Here is a 21860-nt window from a genome sequence, read left to right on the forward strand (position 1 = left end):
TGTCATAAGCCAACCATAAAAGGAAATGCGCCCGCAGCGGCGCCTTTCGGCGTGTCCGGGGATGCCCGGAGCGGCAAACATTCCGTCGGGGGACGCCTGCGTCCGCTGCGGCGGCCGTAACAGTCGGTGTCACAGTAAGGGCCGGCGGCGTTCACCGTGATAGCTTGATCAGGCATTCACCCTTTAAATTCCGTCCTGTGAGGCGGGGAAGGAGGAGGCAGAATATGGACTTGTCCAACCCGCCGGGCGCATCCGCACCCGCACGCACCGTTCTGGCTTCAGCTGATATTGACCGCGCGCTTACCCGGATTGCACACGAAATCCTGGAAGCCAACAAAGGCGCCGCAGACCTCGTCCTCATGGGGATCCCGCGCCGGGGCTACCCGCTCGCCCTGAGGCTCGCCGCCCGCATTGCAGCCGCAGACCCGTCTGTGGATCCTGCCGCCATCGTGGGACAACTGGACGTCACCATGTTCCGTGACGATCTGGCCCGCCAGCCCACCCGCACCCCGCACGCCACTCAGGTTCCGCTCTCCGGAATCGATGACAAAGTGGTGGTCCTCGTTGATGACGTCCTCTATTCCGGCCGCACCATCCGCGCCGCGCTGGACGCCCTCACTGATCTGGGCCGGCCCCGCATTGTCCGGCTCGCCGTCCTCGTGGACCGCGGCCACCGCGAACTGCCCATCCGTGCGGACCACGTAGGCAAGAACCTGCCCACTGCCTCCGCTGAGAAGGTCCGCGTACACCTGCACGAAACCGATTCCCCGGCCGTGGACGAAGTGGTTATCGAGGGCACTCTGTGAAGCACCTGCTCTCCACCCGGGACCTCAGCCGCACCGACGCACTGGCCATCCTGGACACCGCCGAACAAATGGCGGCTGTCTCCCAGCGCGAGGTCAAGAAACTACCCGTGCTGCGCGGACGCACGGTGGTGAACCTCTTCTTCGAAGACTCCACCCGCACCCGCATCTCCTTTGAAGCCGCGGCGAAGCGCCTTTCCGCCGATGTCATCAACTTCTCGGCGAAGGGATCCTCCGTCTCCAAGGGTGAATCCCTGAAGGACACTGCACAAACCCTCGCCGCCATCGGAGCTGACGCCGTTGTGATCCGCCACGGTTCCTCCGGCGCGCCCGCCCGGCTGGCCGGCTCAGGATGGATTGACGCCGCCGTGCTGAACGCCGGCGACGGCACGCACGAGCACCCCACCCAGGCTCTGCTGGACGCGTTCACCATGCGCCGGCACTGGGCGCGGCTGCACGGCACGGCGTCCACCGGCACCGATCTCACCGGCATGCACGTGGTCATTGTGGGCGATGTGCTGCACTCCCGGGTGGCCCGCTCCGACCTGTGGCTGCTGCGCACCCTGGGTGCAACGGTCACCCTGGTGGCCCCGCCCACGCTGCTGCCGTTCGGCGTCGAATCCTGGCCGTGCCAGATCAGCTATGACCTCGACGCGGCCCTCGAAACCGGACCCGACGCCGTCATGATGCTGCGGGTGCAGGGCGAACGCATGCAGTCCGCGTTTTTCCCCTCCGTCCGCGAGTACTCGCGGCGCTGGGGGTTCGACGACGTGCGCCTCGGCCGGCTGGACACCCTGGGGCTGACCGACACCATCCTGCTGCACCCGGGCCCGATGAACCGCGGCCTGGAAATTTCCTCCCGGGCAGCCGATTCGCCGCGGGCCACCATCCTGGAACAGGTCAGTAACGGCGTGTCCGTGCGCATGGCCTCCCTTTACCTTCTGCTGGCCGGGGAGAACACTCCCGCCGCTCCCGCCCCTCTGGAGAACGCACAGTGAACACCTATCTGATCCGCAACGCTTCCCTGCTCGGCAAGGAAACCGCCGATCTCCTGATCTCCGACGGCCTGATCTCCGCCGTCGGACCCGACCTCGAAGCACCTGTTGGCGCCGTTGTCATCGAGGCCGAAGGCCTGATTGCGCTGCCCGGCATGGTGGACCTGCACACCCACCTGCGCGAGCCCGGCCGTGAAGACGCCGAAACCGTCGAAACGGGCACCCGGGCCGCCGCCCTGGGCGGATTCACCGCGGTCCATGCCATGGCCAACTCCAACCCGGTGGCGGACACCGCCGGCGTGGTGGAGCAGGTCTGGAGCCTGGGCCGCCGGTCCGGCTGGGTGGATGTGCGTCCCGTGGGTGCCGTCACCGTGGGGCTTGAAGGAGAACGGCTGGCCGAGCTCGGCGCCATGGCCGATTCCCGCGCCCGGGTCCGCGTCTTTTCCGATGACGGCAAGTGCGTCTCGGATCCGGTGCTGATGCGCCGCGCGCTGGAGTACGTGAAAGCGTTCGACGGCGTCATCGCCCAGCACGCACAGGAGCCGCGCCTCACCGAGGGCGCCCAGATGAACGAGGGTGAAGTCAGCGCCGTCCTGGGGCTGGCCGGCTGGCCTGCCGTAGCCGAAGAGTCCATCATTGCCCGTGACGTGCTGCTGGCGCAGCACACCGGTTCAAGGCTGCACGTGTGCCACGTGTCCACCGCCGGTTCCGTGGAGATCATCCGCTGGGCCAAGGAGCGCGGCATCAGGGTCACCGCCGAAGCAACACCGCACCACCTGCTGCTCACCGATGACCTGGTAACCAGCTATGACCCGGTCTACAAGGTCAATCCGCCGCTGCGCACCGCTGCCGACGTCGAGGCCCTGCGCCGCGGCCTGGCCGACGGGACCATCGACATTGTCGGCACCGACCACGCACCGCACCCCTCCGAGCACAAGGAATGCGAGTGGGCGCAGGCTGCCATGGGCATGACCGGACTGGAAACCGCGCTCTCCGTGGTCCAGCACGCCATGATCGAGACCGGCCTGATGGACTGGGAAGGCTTCGCCCGCGTGACTTCCCTCACCCCGGCCGCCATCGGCGGCGTGCAGACCCAGGGCAGGCCGCTGGCGGCCGGGGAACCGGCCAACGTCATATTGGTGAACCCGTCTGCGCGACGCACCGTGGACCCTTCTAAGATGGCTTCAAAGGGACGCAACTCACCGTTTGCCGGGCTGGAACTGCCCGGCGTTGTGCAGGCAACCTTCTTTGCCGGCCACCCCACGGTCCTGAACGCCAACCTCAACACACCTCACCCCGTTTCCGCAGAGGAGTCCCCATGGATCGCGTGATATTTGCCCTGGGCACGCTTGCCCTGGTGCTGGTGCTCCTTGGTCTTTTCGCCTGGAGCTGGCGCGGACGCCAGCAGCGCCAGCAAAACGTCCAGCGGCCGGTGCCGATGCCCGACGGCCTCGAAGTTCCGAGGTTCCAGGCGCTGGGCCAGTACGTCTGCACCACCACGGCAGGGGACTGGCTGGACCGGATTGCCGTCTACGGCCTGGGCGTGAAGTCCAACGCCACCGCCGCCGTCTTCGATGAAGGCGTGCTCCTGGTGCGCAGCGGCGCTCCCGACGTCTGGATTCCCCGGGAGGACCTCGAAGGGGTCCGCCTGGAACGCGGCATGGCCGGCAAGTTTGTGGAAAAGGAAGGCCTGGTCATCATCACCTGGAAACTGGGTTCCGCCTCAGTGGACACCGGCTTCCGCAACCGCACCCCCGAAGAGAAGACACCGCTGGTATCAGCAATTACCGAACTCCTGCCGGCTGAGCCGTCAGAAACAAGCGAGGAACAACTGTGACCGTTTCCACCACCTCCGCCTCCACCGCAGCTGTCCTGATGCTTGAAGACGGACGCACCTTCCGCGGCCGCAGCTACGGCGCCGAGGGCAGGGCCCTGGGCGAGGCCGTCTTCGCCACCGGCATGACCGGCTACCAGGAGACCATCACCGATCCCTCCTACGCCCGCCAGCTCGTGGTGCAGACCGCGCCGCACATCGGCAACACGGGTGTGAATACCGACGACGCCGAGTCCCGGCGCATCTGGGTGGCCGGCTACATTGTGCGCGATGCCGCCCGCCGACCGTCGAACTGGCGGTCCGAACGGACCCTGGACGAAGAACTGGCGGCGCAGGGCGTCGTCGGCATCTCCGGCGTGGATACCCGCGCCGTCACCCGCCATCTGCGCGAACGCGGCGCGATGAAGGCCGGGATCTTCTCCGGCGCAGAGGCTGCCCGCCCCGACGCGGAGCTGCTCGCCGAGGTCCAGTCCCAGGAATCCATGGCCGGCGTCCGCCTCGCCGAGGAAGTCAGCGTGGAAGCCTCCTACGTCATTGAGCCGAAGGACCACGGCTGGCAGGGGGAGCCCCGCTTCACCGTGGCCGCCCTGGACCTGGGGATCAAGTCCATGACCCCGGTCCGCTTCGCCGAGCGCGGCGTGCGCGTGCACGTGCTGCCGGCCTCCGCCAGTCTCGCGGACATCACCGCACTGAACGCCGACGGCGTGTTCATGTCCAACGGCCCCGGCGACCCGGCGACGGCGGATGACCAGGTCAAGCTGCTCCGCGACGTCCTTGACACCGGGACGCCGTTCTTCGGCATCTGCTTCGGCAACCAGATCCTGGGCCGAGCCCTGGGCTTTGGCACCTACAAGCTGCCCTACGGCCACCGCGGCATCAACCAGCCGGTCCTGGACCGCCGGACCGGCAAGGTGGAAATCACCAGCCAGAACCACGGGTTCGCCGTTGATGCACCGCTTGACGGTCCCGTCACGGCTCCCGAGTCCCGGTTCGGCCAGGTGGAAGTCAGCCACGTGTCCCTGAACGACAACGTGGTGGAAGGCCTCGCCTGCCTGGATATCCCCGCCTTCTCCGTCCAGTACCACCCCGAAGCCGCCGCCGGACCGCACGACTCCGCATACCTCTTCGACCGCTTCGTCGACCTCATGGCCTCCAGCAAGAACAAGGAATCCCGCTAATGCCCCGCAGAACCGATCTCAAGTCCGTCCTGGTGATCGGCTCCGGCCCGATCGTCATTGGCCAGGCCGCCGAATTCGACTACTCCGGCACGCAGGCACTGCGCGTGCTGAAGGAGGAAGGCCTGCGGGTCATCCTGGTCAACTCCAACCCGGCCACCATCATGACCGACCCGGAATTCGCCGACGCCACCTACGTAGAGCCCATCACTCCCGAGGTGGTCGAGAAGATCATCGCCAAGGAGCGCCCCGATGCCGTGCTGCCCACCCTCGGCGGGCAGACCGCGCTGAACACCGCCATCGCCCTGGACAAGAACGGCGTGCTGGAGAAGTACAACGTCGAGCTGATCGGCGCCAACATTGCCGCCATTGAGCTGGGCGAGGACCGGGAGAAGTTCAAGGGCGTCGTGGAGCGCTGCGGCGCCGAGTCCGCGAAGTCGATCATCGTGCACAGCATGGATGAAGCCTTCGCCGCCGCGGACAAGCTCGGCTATCCCATGGTGGTCCGCCCCTCCTTCACCATGGGCGGACTGGGCTCAGGCCTGGCCTACAATGCCGAAGACCTGCGCCGCATCGCCGGTGCCGGCATCCAGTACAGCCCCACCTCCGAGGTGCTGCTCGAAGAGAGCATCCTCGGCTGGAAGGAATACGAGCTGGAAATGATGCGGGACAAGAACGACAACGTGGTTGTTGTCTGCTCCATCGAGAACTTCGACCCCGTAGGCGTCCACACCGGCGACTCCATCACGGTGGCCCCGGCCATGACGCTCACCGACCGCGAATACCAGAAGCTGCGCGACATCGCCATCGCCGTGATCCGCGAGGTCGGCGTGGATACCGGCGGCTGCAACATCCAGTTCGCCATCGAACCGGACACCGGCCGCGTCGTCGTCATTGAAATGAACCCGCGCGTTTCCCGCTCCTCCGCGCTGGCCTCCAAGGCCACCGGTTTCGCCATCGCCAAGATCGCCACCAAGCTTTCGCTCGGTTACACCCTGGACGAGATCCCGAACGACATCACCAAGAAGACCCCGGCGTCGTTCGAACCCACCCTGGACTACGTGGTGGTGAAGGTTCCGCGCTTCGCGTTCGAGAAGTTCCCGGCCGCCGACCCCACGCTGACCACCACCATGAAGTCCGTGGGCGAGGCCATGGCCATCGGCCGCAACTTCACCGAAGCCCTGCAGAAGGCCCTTCGCTCCCTGGAGCAGAAGGGCGCCTCCCTGTCCTTCGCCCCGGTGGCGGCCGACGCCGTGCCCGGACTCATCGAAGCCGCCAAGCGGCCCACCACGGACCGGCTCAAGCAGGTCCAGCAGGCACTGCTGGGCGGAGCCACCGTGGAGGACCTCTACGAAGCCACCGGCATTGACCCCTGGTACCTGGACCAGCTGCAGCTGATCAACGAGGTGGCCGCGGAAATCTCCGGCGCCGGCACCGTCAACGAGGAAATCCTGCGCCTGGCCAAGCGGCACGGGTTCTCCGACGAGCAGATCGGCGCCCTGACCAATACGCCCGAAGCCGTCATCCGCGGTGTCCGGCACGCACTGAACATCCGCCCGGTCTACAAGACGGTGGACACCTGCGCCGCCGAGTTCGCCGCCTACACGCCGTACCACTACTCCTCCTACGACGAGGAGGATGAGGTGGCGCAGCACGAAAAGCCGTCCATCATCATCCTGGGCTCCGGGCCCAACCGGATCGGGCAGGGCATCGAGTTTGACTACTCCTGCGTCCACGCCACCATGGCGCTGCGCGAGGCCGGCCACGAGACCGTCATGATCAACTGCAACCCGGAAACGGTGTCCACGGACTATGACATCTCCGACCGCCTCTACTTCGAGCCGCTGACCCTTGAGGACGTCCTGGAGGTCATCGCCGCGGAGCAGCGCACCGGGGGAGTCCTCGGCGTGTTCGTCCAGCTCGGCGGGCAGACGCCGCTGAAGCTGGCCCAGGCACTGGCCGACGCCGGCGTCCCCATCCTCGGCACCTCGCCGGAGGCCATTGACCTGGCCGAACACCGCGGCGCCTTCCAGCACGTGCTGGATGAGGGCGGACTGATCGCTCCCAAGAACGGCACCGCCGTGTCCTTCGACGACGCCAAGAAGATCGCGGATGAGATCGGCTACCCCGTGCTGGTGCGCCCCTCCTACGTGCTCGGCGGCCGCGGCATGGAAATTGTCTACGACGAGGCGAACCTCTCGCGCTACATCGCCAACGCCACGGAAATCACCCCGGACCACCCCGTCCTGGTGGACCGGTTCCTGGAAGACGCCATCGAGATCGACGTGGACGCCCTCTTCGACGGCACGGACCTGTACGTGGGCGGCATTATGGAACACATCGAAGAGGCCGGCATCCATTCCGGCGACTCCGCCTGTGTCCTGCCGCCCATCACCCTGGGCACCGACGTCGTCGACCGCGTCCGTGAAGCCACCCGCGTCATCGCCTCCGGCGTGGGCGTGCGCGGACTGATCAACATCCAGTTCGCCCTCGCCTCGGACGTCCTGTACGTTATCGAAGCGAACCCGCGGGCCTCGCGGACCGTGCCGTTTGTCTCCAAGGCCACCGGCGTGCAGCTGGCCAAGGCCGCGGCACTGATCGGCACCGGCCGGAGCATTGCCGAGCTGCGTGCGGACGGCAAGCTGTCCGCCGTCGGCGACGGGTCTGTGCTGCCGCTGGACGCTCCGGTGGCCGTGAAGGAAGCCGTGCTCCCCTTCAGCCGCTTCCGCACTCCCGAAGGCACCGTGGTGGATTCCCTGCTCGGCCCGGAAATGCGCTCCACGGGCGAAGTCATGGGCATCGACAAGTACTTCGACACGGCCTTCGCCAAGTCCCAGGCCGCTGCCAACTCGGCGCTGCCCACGGAGGGCAAGATCTTTGTCTCCGTGGCGAACCGGGACAAGCGCTCCATCATCATGCCCGTGAAGCTGATGGTAGACCTTGGGTTTGAGATCCTGTCCACCGGCGGCACCGCGGAGGTTCTGCGCCGCAACGGCATCACCGCCACCACCGTCCGCAAGGTCAGCGAAGGCACCGGACCCAACGGTGAAGGAACTGTTGCGGACCTGATCACCGCCGGCGAGATCCACCTGGTGGTCAACACGCCCTCCGGCGGCCAGGCACGGGGCGACGGTTATGAAATCCGTGCCGCCGCCACCTCCATCGGCTGCCCGGTGGTCACCACTGTCTCCGAATTCGGTGCCGCAGTGCAGGCCATCGAGGCCATGCGCTCCTACGAGTGGGATGTCACCTCGCTGCAGGAACACGCCGCCAAGCTCAAGGCTTCGTCGGGTGTCTGAGTACGTGACTGAGCCGGCGGCAGAACCGTCGTTCGGGGTGCGCCTGCAGGAGGCCATGGATACCCGCGGGCAGCTGTGCGTCGGCATCGATCCGCATCCGGGGCTGCTGTCCGCCTGGGGACTGAACGACGACGCCGCCGCCCTGGAGCGTTTCTCCCTCACCGTCCTGGAGGCGGTGGGGGAGCTGGCCGCAGCTGTGAAGCCGCAGGTGGCGCTCTTTGAACGGCACGGATCTGCGGGCCTGGCGGCCCTGGAGCGGGTGCTCGCGGCCTGCTCCGACGCCGGGGTGCTCAGCATTGCCGACGCCAAGCGCGGCGATATTGGCTCTACGATGGCGGCCTATGCCGATGCCTGGCTGCGGGACGGATCGGCCCTCGCTGCCGATTCACTCACTGTCAGCCCGTATTTGGGGTTCGAATCGCTGCGCCCTGCGCTTGATCTTGCCCAGGCCTCGGGCCGCGGCGTGTTTGTCCTCGGGCTGACCTCCAACCCCGAGGGGGCGTCGGTGCAGCACGCGGGCGGGGACCACTCCGTGGCAGCCGGGATCGTGGATGCCGCAGCGGCTGAAAACAGCCGTGAACTGGGGAGGGCTGCCGCTGCCGGTGCGAACCGGCGGCTCGGCTCCACCGGCCTGGTCATCGGGGCTACCGTGGGAACGGCCCTCACCGAGCTGGGCATCCATCTGGCCGCCGCCCACACGCCCGTCCTTGCCCCGGGGCTGGGTGCCCAGGGCGCCACCGGGGCGGACCTGCGGGCCACCTTCGGTGCTGCCTATCCCAACGTGCTGGCAACCTCCAGCCGGGACATCCTGAAGGCCGGCCCCGCGCCGGCGGGGGTGAGGGACGCCGCCCGGCAGACTTTGGCGGGACTGGCCGGGTAACGGATCGCGTAGCGCGGCGCATTGCAATTGCGGTTCGGTTACGGATAGGTTCAATCCGTACCCCCATACACCAGCACCGCCCCGGCACCGCAGGTGCGTTACATGCCGCCCTGCCGGGCCAGTCCTTGCCCGGGAGGGTCTTTTGAACCTCAAGCCACTGACAGATGATGAACGCACCATGGCCAGGGAGAAGGCAACAGCCGCCCGGTCTGTCCGGGCCGATATAAAGGCCAAGATCAAGTCCGGCGAAATGTCCGTGGAAGAGGTCATTCTGTCCCGTTCTTCGGAGGAAGCCGTGGGCCGGTTAAAGGTGGTGGACCTGCTTCGGGCACTGCCTGGCGTCGGAGAGCGCCGCGCAGCTGGAATAATGACTACCGTGGGTATTGCCCCGACCCGGAGAGTCCGCGGTCTGGGCGTCCACCAGCGCAAGGCGCTGATAGAACTTTTGGCAACCGACTAGGCCGCTCCCGCTGCGGCCGCACCGTCGGGGCCGAACCACATCGAGAGTAAAGAAGGTCCTCAGTGTCGCAACCGCGGCTGACAGTTCTTGCAGGTCCAACCGCAGTTGGCAAAGGCACGGTCTCCACGTATATCCGGGACAACTACCCGGAGGTATGGCTGTCTGTCTCAGCCACCACGCGTGCACCGCGCCCCGGCGAAGAAAACGGTGTCCACTACTTCTTCGTCTCCGCCGACGAGTTTGATTCGCTGGTGGAAAAGGGCGAAATGCTGGAGTGGGCCGTTGTCCACGGCCGGAACCGTTACGGCACGCTGCGCAGCACGGTAGAGTCGGCCATGGCCGAGGGCCGGGCGGTGCTCCTGGAGATTGATCTGCAGGGCGCCCGCCAGGTCAAAGAATCAATGCCCGAGGCTAATTTCGTGTTTCTGGCACCGCCGTCGTGGGATGAAATGGTCCGCCGGCTGGTGGGTCGGGGCACCGAAACGCCCGAAGAGCAGCAGCAACGGCTGGAAACAGCTAAACTGGAGCTTGCTGCCGAGCCCGAGTTCGATCACACCGTGGTAAATGATGACGTACAGCGGGCAGCAGCTGAGCTTGTTTCACTCATGGGAATCAGTCCGCGCCAGAGCTGACGAACCGCCACATCCCGTATCAAGAATTTTGGAGAATCTGTGTCTACTGCTTCTGAAGGCATCATCAACCCGCCGATCGACGACCTGCTGAACGTAGCCGACTCGAAGTACGCACTGGTCATCTACGGCGCCAAGCGCGCCCGCCAGATCAACGCATACTACTCGCAGCTGCACGAGGGCCTGTTCGAGTATGTCGGCCCGCTCGTGGAGACCAAGCTGAACGAGAAGCCGCTTTCCATTGCGCTGCGTGAAATCAACGAGGGCATGCTGGTCAGCCGCCCCGCCGAATCCGCCGAGTAATTCTCCGCGGAGCAGTTTCACCGGCAATTAACAACAGCTGACCCGCGCGGTCAGGGTCAGGAGCAGCAGCGGTGCGCATAGTTTTGGGTGTGGGCGGCGGCATCGCCGCCTACAAGTCCGCGTCGCTGCTGCGTCTTTTCACTGAGGCCGGCCACAACGTGTCGGTGATTCCCACGGAGGCCTCCACGAAGTTCGTGGGGGCGGCCACCTGGGAAGCCCTGTCCGGCAACCGCGTCTCCGGTTCGGTGTTCGACGAAGTGGAGAAGGTCAACCACGTCCGTCTCGGCCACGAGGCGGACCTCATCGTGGTGGCGCCGGCCACCGCGGACCTGCTGGCCCGCGCCGCTTCCGGGCAGGCCAATGACCTGCTCACCAACACCTTGCTCATGGCCCGGGGGCCGGTGCTCTTTGCTCCCGCCATGCACACTGAAATGTGGTCCCACCCGGCCACGCGCGCCAACGTTGACACCCTGCGCAGCAGGGGAGTGCTGGTCATGGAGCCGGGCGTGGGACGGCTCACCGGAACTGATTCCGGCGCCGGCCGGCTGCCCGATCCCAAAGACATTTTTGCCGCGGCCATGGCCGCGGCAGCACCGCCGCAGGACCAGGCTGCCCTGTCCGGGCCGCTGCACGGCAAGACCGTAACGGTCACCGCCGGCGGCACCCGCGAGCCCCTGGACCCTGTGCGGTTCCTGGGCAACCGCTCCTCCGGCAAGCAGGGTGCGGCCCTGGCGCGCGCAGCCCTCGACGCCGGTGCGCAGGTGCGCTTCATTGCCGCGCACATGGACATTCCCGCCCCCGAGGGCGTTGAACTCACCCGCGTGGAGACAGCTTTGGAGCTCCGCGAGGCCGTACACGCCGCAGCACCCGGATCCGATGTGCTGATCATGGCCGCAGCCGTGGCGGATTTCCGTCCGGACACCCACTCGGACACAAAGATCAAAAAACGCGACGACGGCACAGACCCGGTAATCACGCTGGTCCGCAACCCGGACATCCTGGCCGAGGCCGTGCAGCGGCGCACTGCGGCCGCAGGCAGCACGGCTGCGGAAACAGGCCACAAGCCCCTGCCGGCACTCATCGTGGGCTTCGCCGCTGAAACCGGTGACGGCGATGCTGACGTGCTCGACTACGGCCGGCAGAAGCTCAAGCGCAAAGGCTGTGACCTGCTTGTACTGAACCGGGTGGGCAGCTCCCTGGTGTTTGGCCAGGACAGCACCGAAGTGACCTTGCTTTCACCCCGGGATTCCGCCGATACGGTTCCGCTCACGTTTACCGGCAGCAAAACCGAGGTTGCCCGCCGGATCATCGCCCGCGTGGCGCAGGAACTCGAGGCCGCACTTCCCGTCCGCTGATGCCTGCGGGGGAGCCTTATCCGCGCCCGCAACCCACAGCCGGAAATTCCCCATTCGGGGACCCGGCCCGGACCCAGTAGAGTAAAAGACGTGACTTTCCCAGATACTTCAGCACTTTCGGCTGCCCGCGACGGGCTGCGTCTTTTCACCTCGGAATCGGTCACTGAGGGTCATCCGGACAAAATCTGTGACCAGATCAGTGATGCCATCCTCGACGGCATGCTCAAGGTTGACCCCGAGTCCCGCGTAGCCGTAGAGACGCTGGTGACCACCGGCCTGGTCCACGTGGCCGGTGAGGTCACCACCGAGGGCTACGTGGAAATCCCGCAGCTTGTCCGGGACACGATCCTGGGGATCGGCTACGACTCCTCCGCCAACGGCTTTGACGGCGCACGCTGCGGCGTCTCGGTTTCCATCGGCCAGCAGTCGCCCGAGATTGCCTCACGGGTGTTCAACTCGGTGGAAAACCGCTCCGGCAACACAGTGGATCCCCTCGATGCCCAAGGTGCCGGCGATCAGGGCATCATGTTCGGTTACGCCTCGGATGAGACCTCCGTCTTCATGCCCACGCCCATCTGGCTGGCGCACCGGCTGTCCGAGCGTCTCACTGCCGTCCGCAAGGACGGAACCCTGGGATACCTCCGCCCCGACGGCAAGACCCAGGTCACCATCGGATACGACGGCGACCGCCCGGTGTCCGTGGACTCGGTGGTCATCTCCTCCCAGCACGCCGTCGACGTTGAACTGGAACAACTGCGCGCAGACCTGGCGACCCATGTGATTAAGCCCGTGCTGGCCGGCACCGATCTGGACACCTCACGGGTAAGGAACATCGTCAACCCCGGCGGCACCTTCGTCATCGGCGGTCCGGTGGGCGACGCCGGGCTGACCGGCCGGAAAATCATTGTGGACACCTACGGCGGCTTTGCCCGCCACGGCGGCGGCGCCTTCAGCGGCAAGGATCCGTCGAAGGTGGACCGCTCCGCCGCCTACGCCATGCGCTGGGTAGCCAAGAACGTTGTTGCCGCCGGACTGGCCCGCCGCGCGGAGATCCAGGTTGCCTACGCCATCGGCATGGCACATCCGGTGGGAATCTACGTGGAGACGTTCGGCACCGAAACCGTGGACCCGGCCCGCATCGCCGACGCCATCCAGGAAGTCTTCGACCTGCGCCCGCTGGGCATCATCAACGCCCTGGACCTGAAGCGCCCGATTTACCAGAAGACCGCCGCCAACGGCCACTTCGGCCGTGAAGACGACGAATTCACCTGGGAGCGCACGGACAAGGCCGGGGACCTCCGCAGCTACTTCAACGCCTAGGCGGGACCTGTGGCCCGGGAACCGGACAGTGACAACGGGCAGCTCTCCCTGCTGCACGGTTTCGTGGCGCCGTCCCGAAGCCTGGGGACGCAGCCGGCGGCACCTGCTTTGCCGGTGGCACGGGTGCTGCTGGATTCACCGCTGCCGCATCTGGACCGTCCGTTCGACTATCTGGTCCCCGCAGACCTCGATGCGGATGCCGTGCCCGGGGCCCGGGTCAAGGTGCGGTTCGGCGGGCAGGAACTTGCCGGCTTCATTACTGAACGCACGGCGGAGGCCGGCACTTCCGCGCGGCTGGTTCCGCTGGGCAAAGTGGTCTCGCCGCAGCCTGTCCTGGCGCCGCAGATCCTGCGCCTCGCCGAGGCACTGGCATCCCGCTACTCCGGCACCGTCCATGACGTGCTCCGGGTGGCTATCCCGCCCCGGGCGGCACGGGTGGATAAGGAATTCACGGTGCAGGCCCGGGGAACTGACAATCCGGATCCGGACGTCCCGGCAGGTCCTGAAGGCTCCGGCCCCAATCCCTGGGCGCGGTATCAGCACGGCCCCCGGTTCCTGACGCATCTGGCCGCGGGACACAGCCCGCGTGCAGTGCTCGCCTCTCTCGGCGGATTCGGACCCGGAGCGTGGCCGGAGGAAATCGCTGCCGCCGTCCATTCCACCCTCCTGTCCGGACGCGGCGCCGTCGTCGTGGTTCCCGATGCCAAGGACCTGGCACGCCTCGGCGAGGCGTTGTCCGGCCGCATCGGCGCGGATGCGTTTGTCCGGCTCACCGCCGACGACGGAGCCACCCCCCGGTACCGCGCCTTCCTGAAGGTCCTGCACGGGGATGTCCAGGTGGTCATCGGCACCCGTTCCGCGGCCTACGCTCCGGTGCGCAATCTGGGGCTGGCTGTGCTCTGGGATGACGCCGACGATCTCCATGCCGAGCAGCGCGCCCCGTATCAGCATGTGCGGGATGTGCTGCTGCTGCGTGCCGCCCAGGAAAATGCTGCCCTCCTGCTGGCCTCCCACTCACGCAGCACCGAAGCCCAGCGGCTGGTGGACAGCGGCTGGGCGGCAAGCATCACCGCCGAACGCAGCACCGTCCGGTCCCTGGCCCCGCGTGTGGTCAGCACCGTGGACTCCTTCACCATGGAGCGTGATCCGCTGGCGGCCCGCGCCCGGATTCCCCACACGGCGTGGAAGGCAGCGCAGGACGGCCTGACCCGCGGTCCGGTGCTGGTGCAGGTGGCCCGCAGCGGTTTCTCTCCGGCGCTGTCCTGCGAGGAGTGCCGGGAACCGGCACGCTGCCGTGCCTGCGCCGGTCCGCTGGGGCTGGCCAGCCGCAACGGCATTCCGGCGTGCCGCTGGTGCGGCCGGCCCGAGCCGGTGTGGAGCTGCGGCAACTGCGGCGGAACCAGGCTGCGCGGATCAGCCGCCGGTGCCGGACGCACTGCCGAAGAGCTGGGCCGCGCCTTTCCCTCCGTCACGGTTATCTCTTCCGCCGGAGACCATGTGCGGGCGGAAGTCTCCAACGCCCCGGCACTGGTGGTGGCCACGCCGGGGGCCGAGCCGGTGGCTGCCGGCGGTTACGCCGCGGCGATCCTGCTGGACGGCAACGCCATGATGTCCCGGGAATCGCTGCGGGCGGGAGAGGAGACACTGCGCCGCTGGTTCAGCGCCGCAGCCCTGGTCCGCCCCGCCGCAGAGAAGGGCCTGGTGGTGGTTACCGCCGATGACACCACCACCGTGGGGCACCTGCTGCGCTGGGATCCGGCCGGAGCCGCTGAACGTGAGCTGGAACTGCGCCGGGAGCTGGGACTGCCGCCCGCCGTCCGGTACGCCGAGCTCACCGGGTCCCGCGAGGCGCTCACCGCCTTTGTTCCCCGCCTGGAGCTGCCGGCTGAAACCCGCGTGGTGGGACCGGCGCCGCTGGAGGATCCCCCGGGGCCCGCCCCGGTGCACCGCGACGGCCAGCTGGGCGGCTCAGGCGGGCGCTACCGCACGCTGCTGTTCTTCTCCTACGCAGCAGCGCCATCCGTCACCGCAGCCCTCCGGGCCGCCAGGGCCGCCGTCTCAGCCAAGCGGACCGGGGACCCCGTGTACATTCGCGTGGACGGAACGGACGTCCTCTAGAGGGCGGGATCGGATGGAACACCCCTTCAGCTCCGGAGTGCAGGTTTGAACGCGGTTTCCACCCACTGCGCGACGCTTGTGGCCGTGACATTGCCCGGGTCAAGGTGCTGCACGCATGGCCGGTGAACAGCTGTGGCCCCCGTGGCATTGATGATGTCTTCGGCTTCCAGAGCTGCGGACAGGTGACCGGCCTCAGAGGTGTATCCCCGGCCCAGTGTGGAGACCAGCACCATGCGTTGAACTCCGCGGAAGGGCTGGACTGGTTCAGCTGTTACGGGACGCGTTCCCGGTGCCCCTTAGCGGAACCGGACATCGATCTTTCGCGTGCTGTGCCCGGGTTCCACCGGGAGAAGAATGCTGAGCACCCCGCATTCGTACCGGGCGTTGATCGCCTCGGCCCTGACCTTTCCGCCCAAGAGGACCTGCCGCTGAAGGGAGCCGCGGCCGCGGTCCCGTTCCAGCCACTGTGTTCCGTTCAACCGGCGCAGCGTGCGGTGCCCCGAGATGGTCAGCAGCTGTCCCCGGACGTCGATGTGAAGGGAACCGGGATCAAGGCCGGGCAGGTCAGCGGTGAGCAGGTAATGATCACCCTCACGGTACAAATCCACCGGTACCAACAGGTCCGCTTCAGGTTCCGGACCGATTCCCAGGGTCATCTCCCACAGGCTCCTTTCTGCGCCCGCTCGGTGTGCCAAAACCGGGTTTGGCAGAATCTTAAGGCGACATTGGCTTCCGTGAAAAATCCACCGGAGAACCGGCAGGAAACTATGATGTGCACTATTTAGTTGTGCACAACTAAATAATGCTGTAGGTTCGGATCCATGCCCGATGCCCTTCACCGCCAAGTCTGCTTCTCGCTGTATACGGCCTCCCGCGCCGCCACAGCGGTTTACCGTCCGCTGTTGGAGGAACTGGGGCTGACTTATCCGCAGTACCTCGTGCTGATGGTCCTGTGGGAAGAGGACGGCCGCAGCGTGAGGGAGCTGGGCCAGGCCCTTGAACTGGATTCCGGCACTCTCTCTCCGCTGCTTAAGAGGCTCGAGGCCGCAGGCCTGCTCCGCCGCACACGGTCGGCAATGGATGAACGCCGTGTTGAGGTTTACCTGACCGGGAACGGCCGCGCTCTGCAGGAGAAGGCACTGCCTCTGCCGCAGCGTGTCGCGGAAGCCGCCGGGCTTGAGCCGGAGGAGCTCCGGACCCTTCAGCAAACACTCGCCAAAGTTACCCGGGCCCTGCGGGACGCCGCCCACTGACGGACGCGTCCACTGCAGCGTGAGATTTCCACATACCCCACGGACCTCCGGGTCCCGAACAGGAAGGCATTTTCATGACCGACTACCCCCAGACCAGCCGCGAAATCCAGCTGGCATCACGCCCCGAGGGCTGGCCCGCGGACGAGAACTTCAGGCTCGCCGAGGTGCCCGTGCCCAAGCTGGAAGACGGCCAGGTTCTGGTCCGGAACCTGTACATGTCCGTGGACCCCTACATGCGGGGCCGCATGAACGACGTCAAGTCCTACGTGCCGCCCTTCCAGATCGGAGCCCCGCTCGACGGCGGCGCCATCGGTGAAGTGGTGGAATCCCGTTCCGAGGGCCTCCAGCCCGGCGATAAGGTCCTCCACGCGCTGGGCTGGCGGGACTACGCCATCTTGGACGGCAAGCGGGCCCGCGTCATCGACACGGAGCTGGCTCCGGCAACGGCCTATCTGGGCGTGCTGGGCATGACCGGACTGACGGCCTATGCGGGCCTGACCAAGGTTGCCGAGTTCAAGGAGGGTGACGTTGTCTTCGTGTCCGGAGCTGCCGGCGCCGTCGGGTCCCTGGTTGGCCAGATCGCCAAGGCCATGGGAGCCAAGAAAGTCATCGGCAGTGCCGGCTCGGCCGAAAAGGTGCAGCGTCTGCTGGACCTGGGCTTCGACGAGGCCTTCAACTACCACGACGGCCCTGTCAAAGAATCACTGAAAAAGGCCGCGGGCGCAGACGGCATCGACGTGTACTTCGACAATGTGGGCGGCGAGCACCTCGAAGCTGCCATTTCGGTGCTGAACAAGTACGGCCGGATTGCCATGTGCGGTGCCATCTCCCAGTACAACGACACTGACACGCCCACCGGACCGCGCAACCTCGCCCTTGCCATCGGCAAGGAACTGACACTGCGAGGCTTCATCGTCGGAAGCTACAACCAGTACGCCGATGAATTCGCCGAACTGATGTCAGGGTGGCTGCGCGACGGTGCGGTCAGCTACGACGAGACCTTCGCGGAGGGCCTGGAAAACGCCCCGCAGGCGTTCATTGACCTGATGAAGGGCGCCAACAAGGGCAAGATGATCGTGACCCTGCAGAGCTGATCTGCCGGTCCGGCCGGACCCCGGTTACAGCAGGGAAGGAGCGGAACCTTCGGGTTTCCGCTCCTTCCCTGCTTTTTGCTGTCTGCCTGGGCCCGGCAACCCGTGGTCCGGACGGCTGCCCGATTCGGATTAATCTTGAAAACGGGGAATTCAGCTATGGAAAGGAGCCCTATGACCGACGTTAGACCCGCCCGCGGCCGGAAGCCCGGACCGGCAACCATCGTTGCCGGTGCCATCCTGGGCCTCCTGGTCATAGCTGCAATGTTCTCCAGCGTTGCTGCCGGACTGGTGCTGCTGGCGTTCTGCGGCCTGCTTACCGGCCTGTATGTCCTCGTCACCGGCCGGCGCTCCTGGGCCCGGATCCCCGGCGGACGACGCGGGGGAGCCATCACGGTGGCCGCATCCGTCGTCACGCTGATCGTGGCCGCAACACTTGCGCCCGCCGCCGAGCTGGATGAGACGACGCCGATTGCTGAACCGGAACCTGTGTCATCGCCGTCGGCTACCGCCACCCCCGCCCCGGCCCAAACCCCTGAACCGACTGCTGAATCAGAACCGACTCCGGAGGCCACGTCTGAATCGAAGCCGGCTCCTGAGGCCACGGCCGAACCCGAACCGGCGGCCCCTGCACCTGCAGCGGCCGGCACCGCACTGGCCCAGCTGGACACCATCCCGATCAAGGGCCGGGCGCCGAAGACCGGCTATGACCGGGACCTGTTTGGGTCCGCATGGAAGGACGTTGACCGCAACGGCTGCGACCAGCGCAACGATATTCTCCGCCGCGACCTGGAATCGGTCAGCTTCAAGCCGGGGACGAACAATTGTGTTGCTGCCTCCGGCACCCTGCTGGACCCGTTCACGGGCACAGTGATCAGCTTTGTGCGCGGGGAGGGTACTTCCGCCGCCGTCCAGATCGACCATGTGGTGGCCCTCTCCGATGCCTGGCAGAAGGGCGCCCAGCAGATGACCCAAGACCGGCGTGAGGCATTCGCCAACGATCCGCTGAACCTTCTCGCCGTGGACGGCCCAACGAACAGTGCCAAGGGGGACGGTGACGCTGCCACGTGGCTGCCGCCGAATAAGGGATTCCGCTGCGAGTACGTGGCCCTGCAGACTGCTGTGAAAGCCAAATACGGACTATGGATGACGCAGGCAGAGTCAGATGCGATCCGGAGTGTCCTCACGTCCACGTGCCCTGACCAGCCGGTGCCTGCCGACGGCGGGGTCATCGTCGCCCCGGAACCTGCCCCGGCGGCGGAACAACTGCCCGTTGAAGCCCCCGCACCTGTCCCGGACCAAGCAGCTCCGGCAGCCCCCGCGGCACCGGGAGATGTCTACTACAAGAACTGCGACGCCGTGAAGGCTGCCGGCGCGGCACCCATCCGGGCCGGTGACCCGGGGTGGCAGCCTAAGTTCGACCGTGACGGCGACGGGATAGGCTGCGAGAACTAAACGGCGGTCAGCCGGCTGGGCGGCGTGCCCTGTGCTGCCGGACAGCCTCCTGTGCTGCTTCCACCAGCTGCACGGCAGAGGCGTCCCAGGAGTACTGCGCCGCACGCCGCAGCCCGGCCTCGGAGACCTTCCGCCAGCGCTCCGGATCAGCCAGCGCGAGGACTGCATCGGCAAATGCCCCCTGGCTGTCCGGATCCACCAGCAGGGCCGCGCCGCCGGAGACCTCCCGGAAAATCGGAATATCGCTGGCCACCACCGGAGTTCCCGCTGCCATCGCCTCGATCATCGGCAACCCGTAGCCCTCGGCCCGGGACAGAGTCACAAGAGCCGTGGCGGTGCGCAGCAGCTGTTCATATTCGCCGTCGGTGACCCCGTTGGAGAAAACGACGCTGGTGCCGGCGGGCACCAGCGCCTCAAGTTCCCGGCGCCGTTCCGGGGTGATCCGGCTCAGCAGGTGCAGCGTGTAACCGGGCAGGTGCTTCATGCCGCGGATCACGGTTTCCACATTCTTGTACGGCATGAAGGACCCCATGTAGAGCAGGGTCTTGTCCGGGGCCTGCGCAGGATCCCTGGCCACGGCACCCGGCTGGGGCGCGTTGCCGACGAGACGGACCGGACGCCGGGTGAGCCGGTGCTGCTGCATCAGTGCGCGCGTGGTGTCGCTGATGGTGGCGACGACGTCGGCCCGGTTCAGCAGCAGACGCTGGGGCCAGTACGCGAGGTGGTACAGCCGCCACAAACCCCGCACAGGCAGCGGCAGGAAACCGGGCGGCGTCGGATTGGAATAGTAGATCAGATCATGCAGGGTCAGGATCAGCGGATACTTTCGTCCCCAGCTGCCCATCGTCTGCATGGGGGAAACGACGACGTCGGGCCGGAACCGGTTGACGCGCAGGGCCACCAGGAGCTCGGCGGGGGACAGCGGACTGTTGATCTTCGCCCACGGGAGGTCCGGCAGCAGGGCCAGCTGGCGTTCATCAGAAATCAGCATCAGCACGGAGGCCTGCCGGGACACGGCCTCGATCAGGGACGCGCCGTACCGGCTGATCCCGTCATGCTGGCCGATGCGGGTGAAGCGGGCATCCACCGCTATGCGCAGGGTCATGCGTGCCTCCGGCGCAGGAAGTCGGAAATCAGTCCTGCTGCTTCGCCCGGCGCTTCATAGTGCACCAAATGGCCAACCCCGGGAAGGACCTGCAGTTCGGCGTCGGGAATGAGTGCTGCCAGCCGCTGCTGTCCGGCGACGGAGCCCAGGTCATCCCGCTCCGCGGCAATCAGGAGCACAGGCATGGCCAGCTGCGCGGCGCTGTCCCTCACGGTGGTGGAAATCGATGCCCGGAAGGCGTCCAGCACCACATCACGGTTGGCGAAGGCACTGAAATAGGCGGCGTGCTGGCCATGGATCCAGTGCCGCAGCCCGCGGTCCCGGGTCTTGGCCATGAAGATGCTCATGCCCCGGACAATCACCGGGTGCTGCAGCAGGGCCATGCCCAGCGGCTCGGGCAGCCGGGCCGCCGCCAGGTAGTAGAGTTCGGCGGCCTTGCTGGTGATGGCCTTGGGGCCTTCCAAAGCAGGTTCGCAGATGGGATTGACCAGGATGAGTTCACTGAGCAGCTCCGGATGTTCGGCAGCCACCCGGGACGCAATGATGGAACCGAAGGAATGGCCCAGCACAACGGTGTCCGGGCCCAGGCCAAGCGTGCGGGAGGTCAGTGCGGCAGCGGCAAAGCCCGCGTACGCCCCGACGTCGTGCTTTCCCGGAAGCGGTTGGCCGGAGCCGAAACCGGGCAGGTCGGGGACCAGGACGCGGTGCCGGGGCAGCGCCTCCACAATCCGGAGCAGGCCGTGATGGTCGCCGCGGAAGCCGTGCACCATGAAGATCGGGGGGCCGGCGGGTTCACCCGGAACGGCCGGAAAGTCCCAGCAGCGCTGGAGCGTGCCGTCCACGGCAATCGTGCGGACATCCGCTTCGCGGGTCAGCGTGATGTCCGCCGTCCGTCTGTCCCGGGCCGCCGTGAGCATTAGTTCACCTGGTCCGGATGGGATCCGGAGCGCTGGTTCCGGTCCAGCCCGGCAATGGCGCTGCTTTGCTCCGGTGTCAGTTCGAACGAGAAAACATCCAGGTTCTCCTTGATGCGCTCTGCGGAGCTGGCCTTGGGAATGGCGATGCTGCCCTGTTCCACGTGCCAGCGGAGGATAACGCGGGCAGGGGAGACGCCCAGATCGGCGGCGATGGAGGTGATGACCGGGTCGGAGAGGACAGCACCGCGTCCCAGCGGGCTCCACGCGACCGTGCGGATGCCGTGCTCTCGGTGCAGATTGGTCAGCTCATGCTGCTGCAGCCACGGATGAAGCTCCACCTGGTTGACGGCAGGGACCACATCGGTGGCGTCCATCAGCTGCCGCAGGTGGTTGGGCTGGAAGTTTGACACTCCGATGGCACGCACCCGGCCGGACCGGTACAGCTCCTCCATGGCGCGGTACGTGTCCACGAACAATCCCCGCTCGGGGCAGGGCCAGTGGATAAGGTAGAGATCAAGGACGTCCAGGTCCAAACGGGACATGGAGGCATCGAAGGCCCGCAGTGTGGAGTCGTACCCCTGGTCGGTGTTCCAGACCTTTGTGGTGACAAATATCTCATCGCGGACAACGTTGCTGCCGGCGGTAAAGTCCCGCAGGGCCTTCCCGACGCCCTCCTCGTTCCCGTACAGGGCCGCGGTATCAACGTGGCGGTACCCGGCGCGGAGGGCTAGGGTGACCACATCCGCTGTGTCCGGGGCGGGTACCTTGTAGGTGCCGAAGCCGATCTGATCCATGCGGACGCCGTTGTTGAGGGTAAGTTTGGGTGCCGGTTCCATGCAAAAGACTCTACCGAGGATGACGGGCGGCG

Annotated in this window: 21 protein-coding genes; 16 read left to right on the forward strand and 5 right to left on the reverse strand. The window is 66.6% G+C overall.

Annotated elements, in window-relative coordinates; translation table 11 throughout:
- Positions 1-224: 224 nt before the first annotated feature.
- The 13 genes from pyrR to QMA10_RS08955 all read left to right on the forward strand — a co-directional run bounded on the left by pyrR (position 225) and on the right by QMA10_RS08955 (position 15171).
- Entirely contained in the window at positions 225-806 is a 582-nt protein-coding gene (gene pyrR, locus QMA10_RS08895; RefSeq protein ID WP_290167617.1) for a bifunctional pyr operon transcriptional regulator/uracil phosphoribosyltransferase PyrR, read from the forward strand.
- On the forward strand, positions 803-1801 hold the full coding sequence (locus tag QMA10_RS08900) for an aspartate carbamoyltransferase catalytic subunit (protein WP_290167618.1): 999 nt from the start codon (positions 803-805) through the stop codon (positions 1799-1801). The genes pyrR and QMA10_RS08900 overlap by 4 nt, the downstream gene beginning before the upstream one ends.
- Positions 1798-3129: a dihydroorotase gene (locus QMA10_RS08905; RefSeq protein WP_290167619.1), complete on the forward strand. Its 1332-nt coding sequence runs from the start codon at positions 1798-1800 to the stop codon at positions 3127-3129. The genes QMA10_RS08900 and QMA10_RS08905 overlap by 4 nt, the downstream gene beginning before the upstream one ends.
- Positions 3117-3635, forward strand: coding sequence for a hypothetical protein (locus tag QMA10_RS08910; RefSeq protein ID WP_290167621.1), 519 nt, complete (start codon positions 3117-3119; stop codon positions 3633-3635). The genes QMA10_RS08905 and QMA10_RS08910 overlap by 13 nt, the downstream gene beginning before the upstream one ends.
- Before the next feature lie 38 nt (positions 3636-3673).
- The gene (gene carA / locus QMA10_RS08915; RefSeq protein ID WP_290167719.1) at positions 3674-4810 is read left to right on the forward strand and encodes a glutamine-hydrolyzing carbamoyl-phosphate synthase small subunit; all 1137 of its coding nucleotides are present in this window, start codon (positions 3674-3676) and stop codon (positions 4808-4810) included.
- A complete protein-coding gene (carB, locus tag QMA10_RS08920) occupies positions 4810-8106 on the forward strand; it encodes a carbamoyl-phosphate synthase large subunit (protein ID WP_290167624.1) in 3297 nt (1098 codons plus the stop codon). The genes carA and carB overlap by 1 nt, the downstream gene beginning before the upstream one ends.
- A complete protein-coding gene (gene pyrF / locus QMA10_RS08925; protein ID WP_290167625.1) occupies positions 8099-8986 on the forward strand; it encodes an orotidine-5'-phosphate decarboxylase in 888 nt (295 codons plus the stop codon). Before carB ends, pyrF begins: the two co-directional genes overlap by 8 nt.
- A 142-nt stretch (positions 8987-9128) precedes the next feature.
- Positions 9129-9446, forward strand: coding sequence for an integration host factor, actinobacterial type (gene mihF, locus QMA10_RS08930; RefSeq protein ID WP_290167626.1), 318 nt, complete (start codon positions 9129-9131; stop codon positions 9444-9446).
- 62 nt (positions 9447-9508) lie between these two features.
- A complete protein-coding gene (gmk, locus tag QMA10_RS08935; protein ID WP_290167628.1) occupies positions 9509-10078 on the forward strand; it encodes a guanylate kinase in 570 nt (189 codons plus the stop codon).
- A gap of 39 nt (positions 10079-10117) precedes the next feature.
- Positions 10118-10378 (forward strand): DNA-directed RNA polymerase subunit omega, encoded by a 261-nt coding sequence (gene rpoZ / locus QMA10_RS08940; protein ID WP_290167629.1) that lies wholly within the window; start codon positions 10118-10120, stop codon positions 10376-10378.
- A 71-nt stretch (positions 10379-10449) separates the two neighbouring features.
- A complete protein-coding gene (gene coaBC / locus QMA10_RS08945) occupies positions 10450-11733 on the forward strand; it encodes a bifunctional phosphopantothenoylcysteine decarboxylase/phosphopantothenate--cysteine ligase CoaBC (RefSeq protein WP_290167632.1) in 1284 nt (427 codons plus the stop codon).
- 90 nt (positions 11734-11823) lie between these two features.
- On the forward strand, positions 11824-13053 hold the full coding sequence (metK, locus tag QMA10_RS08950) for a methionine adenosyltransferase (protein WP_290167633.1): 1230 nt from the start codon (positions 11824-11826) through the stop codon (positions 13051-13053).
- Between the two features lie 9 nt (positions 13054-13062).
- On the forward strand, positions 13063-15171 hold the full coding sequence (locus QMA10_RS08955; RefSeq protein WP_290167634.1) for a primosomal protein N': 2109 nt from the start codon (positions 13063-13065) through the stop codon (positions 15169-15171).
- 26 nt (positions 15172-15197) lie between these two features.
- On the opposite strand, the gene QMA10_RS08960 is transcribed toward QMA10_RS08955, so the two are convergent.
- Together QMA10_RS08960 and QMA10_RS08965 are read right to left on the reverse strand one after the other, a co-directional pair.
- Positions 15198-15404 carry a hypothetical protein gene (locus QMA10_RS08960; RefSeq protein ID WP_290167636.1) on the reverse strand — a complete coding sequence of 69 codons (207 nt, stop codon included), beginning with the start codon at positions 15402-15404 and terminating at the stop codon, positions 15198-15200.
- Between the two features lie 63 nt (positions 15405-15467).
- Positions 15468-15827, reverse strand: a complete 360-nt coding sequence (locus QMA10_RS08965; protein WP_290167638.1) for an Hsp20/alpha crystallin family protein — start codon at positions 15825-15827, stop codon at positions 15468-15470.
- Between the two features lie 165 nt (positions 15828-15992).
- Between QMA10_RS08965 and QMA10_RS08970 the strand changes: the two genes are divergently transcribed.
- The 3 genes from QMA10_RS08970 (at position 15993) to QMA10_RS08980 (ending at position 18970) form a co-directional block, all read left to right on the forward strand.
- Positions 15993-16424: a MarR family transcriptional regulator gene (locus QMA10_RS08970; RefSeq protein WP_290167639.1), complete on the forward strand. Its 432-nt coding sequence runs from the start codon at positions 15993-15995 to the stop codon at positions 16422-16424.
- 74 nt (positions 16425-16498) lie between these two features.
- Positions 16499-17518: an NADP-dependent oxidoreductase gene (locus QMA10_RS08975; protein ID WP_290167641.1), complete on the forward strand. Its 1020-nt coding sequence runs from the start codon at positions 16499-16501 to the stop codon at positions 17516-17518.
- A gap of 171 nt (positions 17519-17689) precedes the next feature.
- Positions 17690-18970, forward strand: a complete 1281-nt coding sequence (locus tag QMA10_RS08980; RefSeq protein ID WP_290167642.1) for a DUF1524 domain-containing protein — start codon at positions 17690-17692, stop codon at positions 18968-18970.
- Positions 18971-18977: 7 nt separating this feature from the next.
- On the opposite strand, the gene QMA10_RS08985 is transcribed toward QMA10_RS08980, so the two are convergent.
- Genes QMA10_RS08985 through QMA10_RS08995 form a run of 3 tightly spaced genes read right to left on the reverse strand, consistent with a single transcriptional unit; the run spans position 18978 to position 21828 of the window.
- Positions 18978-20069 carry a glycosyltransferase family 1 protein gene (locus QMA10_RS08985; protein WP_290167721.1) on the reverse strand — a complete coding sequence of 364 codons (1092 nt, stop codon included), beginning with the start codon at positions 20067-20069 and terminating at the stop codon, positions 18978-18980.
- Positions 20070-20071: 2 nt separating this feature from the next.
- Complete coding sequence (locus QMA10_RS08990; protein ID WP_290167643.1) at positions 20072-20992, reverse strand: alpha/beta hydrolase; 921 nt, start codon at positions 20990-20992, stop codon at positions 20072-20074.
- Positions 20992-21828 (reverse strand): aldo/keto reductase, encoded by an 837-nt coding sequence (locus tag QMA10_RS08995; RefSeq protein ID WP_290167645.1) that lies wholly within the window; start codon positions 21826-21828, stop codon positions 20992-20994. Before QMA10_RS08995 ends, QMA10_RS08990 begins: the two co-directional genes overlap by 1 nt.
- Positions 21829-21860 lie beyond the last annotated feature (32 nt).

Origin of the sequence: Arthrobacter sp. APC 3897, from assembly GCF_030407495.1 — a bacterium.
Classification (GTDB): domain Bacteria; phylum Actinomycetota; class Actinomycetes; order Actinomycetales; family Micrococcaceae; genus Arthrobacter_B.

Bases quoted from the DNA above. Each gene is read 5' to 3' on its own strand.
- pyrR (WP_290167617.1), top strand. From the start codon at position 225: ATGGACTTGTCCAACCCGCCGGGCGCATCCGCACCCGCACGCACCGTT.
- QMA10_RS08910 (WP_290167621.1), top strand. From the start codon at position 3,117: ATGGATCGCGTGATATTTGCCCTGGGCACGCTTGCCCTGGTGCTGGTG.
- carA (WP_290167719.1), top strand. From the start codon at position 3,674: ATGCTTGAAGACGGACGCACCTTCCGCGGCCGCAGCTACGGCGCCGAG.
- carB (WP_290167624.1), top strand. From the start codon at position 4,810: ATGCCCCGCAGAACCGATCTCAAGTCCGTCCTGGTGATCGGCTCCGGC.
- QMA10_RS08960 (WP_290167636.1), bottom strand. From the start codon at position 15,404: ATGGTGCTGGTCTCCACACTGGGCCGGGGATACACCTCTGAGGCCGGT.
- QMA10_RS08965 (WP_290167638.1), bottom strand. From the start codon at position 15,827: ATGACCCTGGGAATCGGTCCGGAACCTGAAGCGGACCTGTTGGTACCG.
- QMA10_RS08970 (WP_290167639.1), top strand. From the start codon at position 15,993: ATGCCCGATGCCCTTCACCGCCAAGTCTGCTTCTCGCTGTATACGGCC.
- QMA10_RS08975 (WP_290167641.1), top strand. From the start codon at position 16,499: ATGACCGACTACCCCCAGACCAGCCGCGAAATCCAGCTGGCATCACGC.
- QMA10_RS08980 (WP_290167642.1), top strand. From the start codon at position 17,690: ATGACCGACGTTAGACCCGCCCGCGGCCGGAAGCCCGGACCGGCAACC.
- QMA10_RS08990 (WP_290167643.1), bottom strand. From the start codon at position 20,992: ATGCTCACGGCGGCCCGGGACAGACGGACGGCGGACATCACGCTGACC.
- QMA10_RS08995 (WP_290167645.1), bottom strand. From the start codon at position 21,828: ATGGAACCGGCACCCAAACTTACCCTCAACAACGGCGTCCGCATGGAT.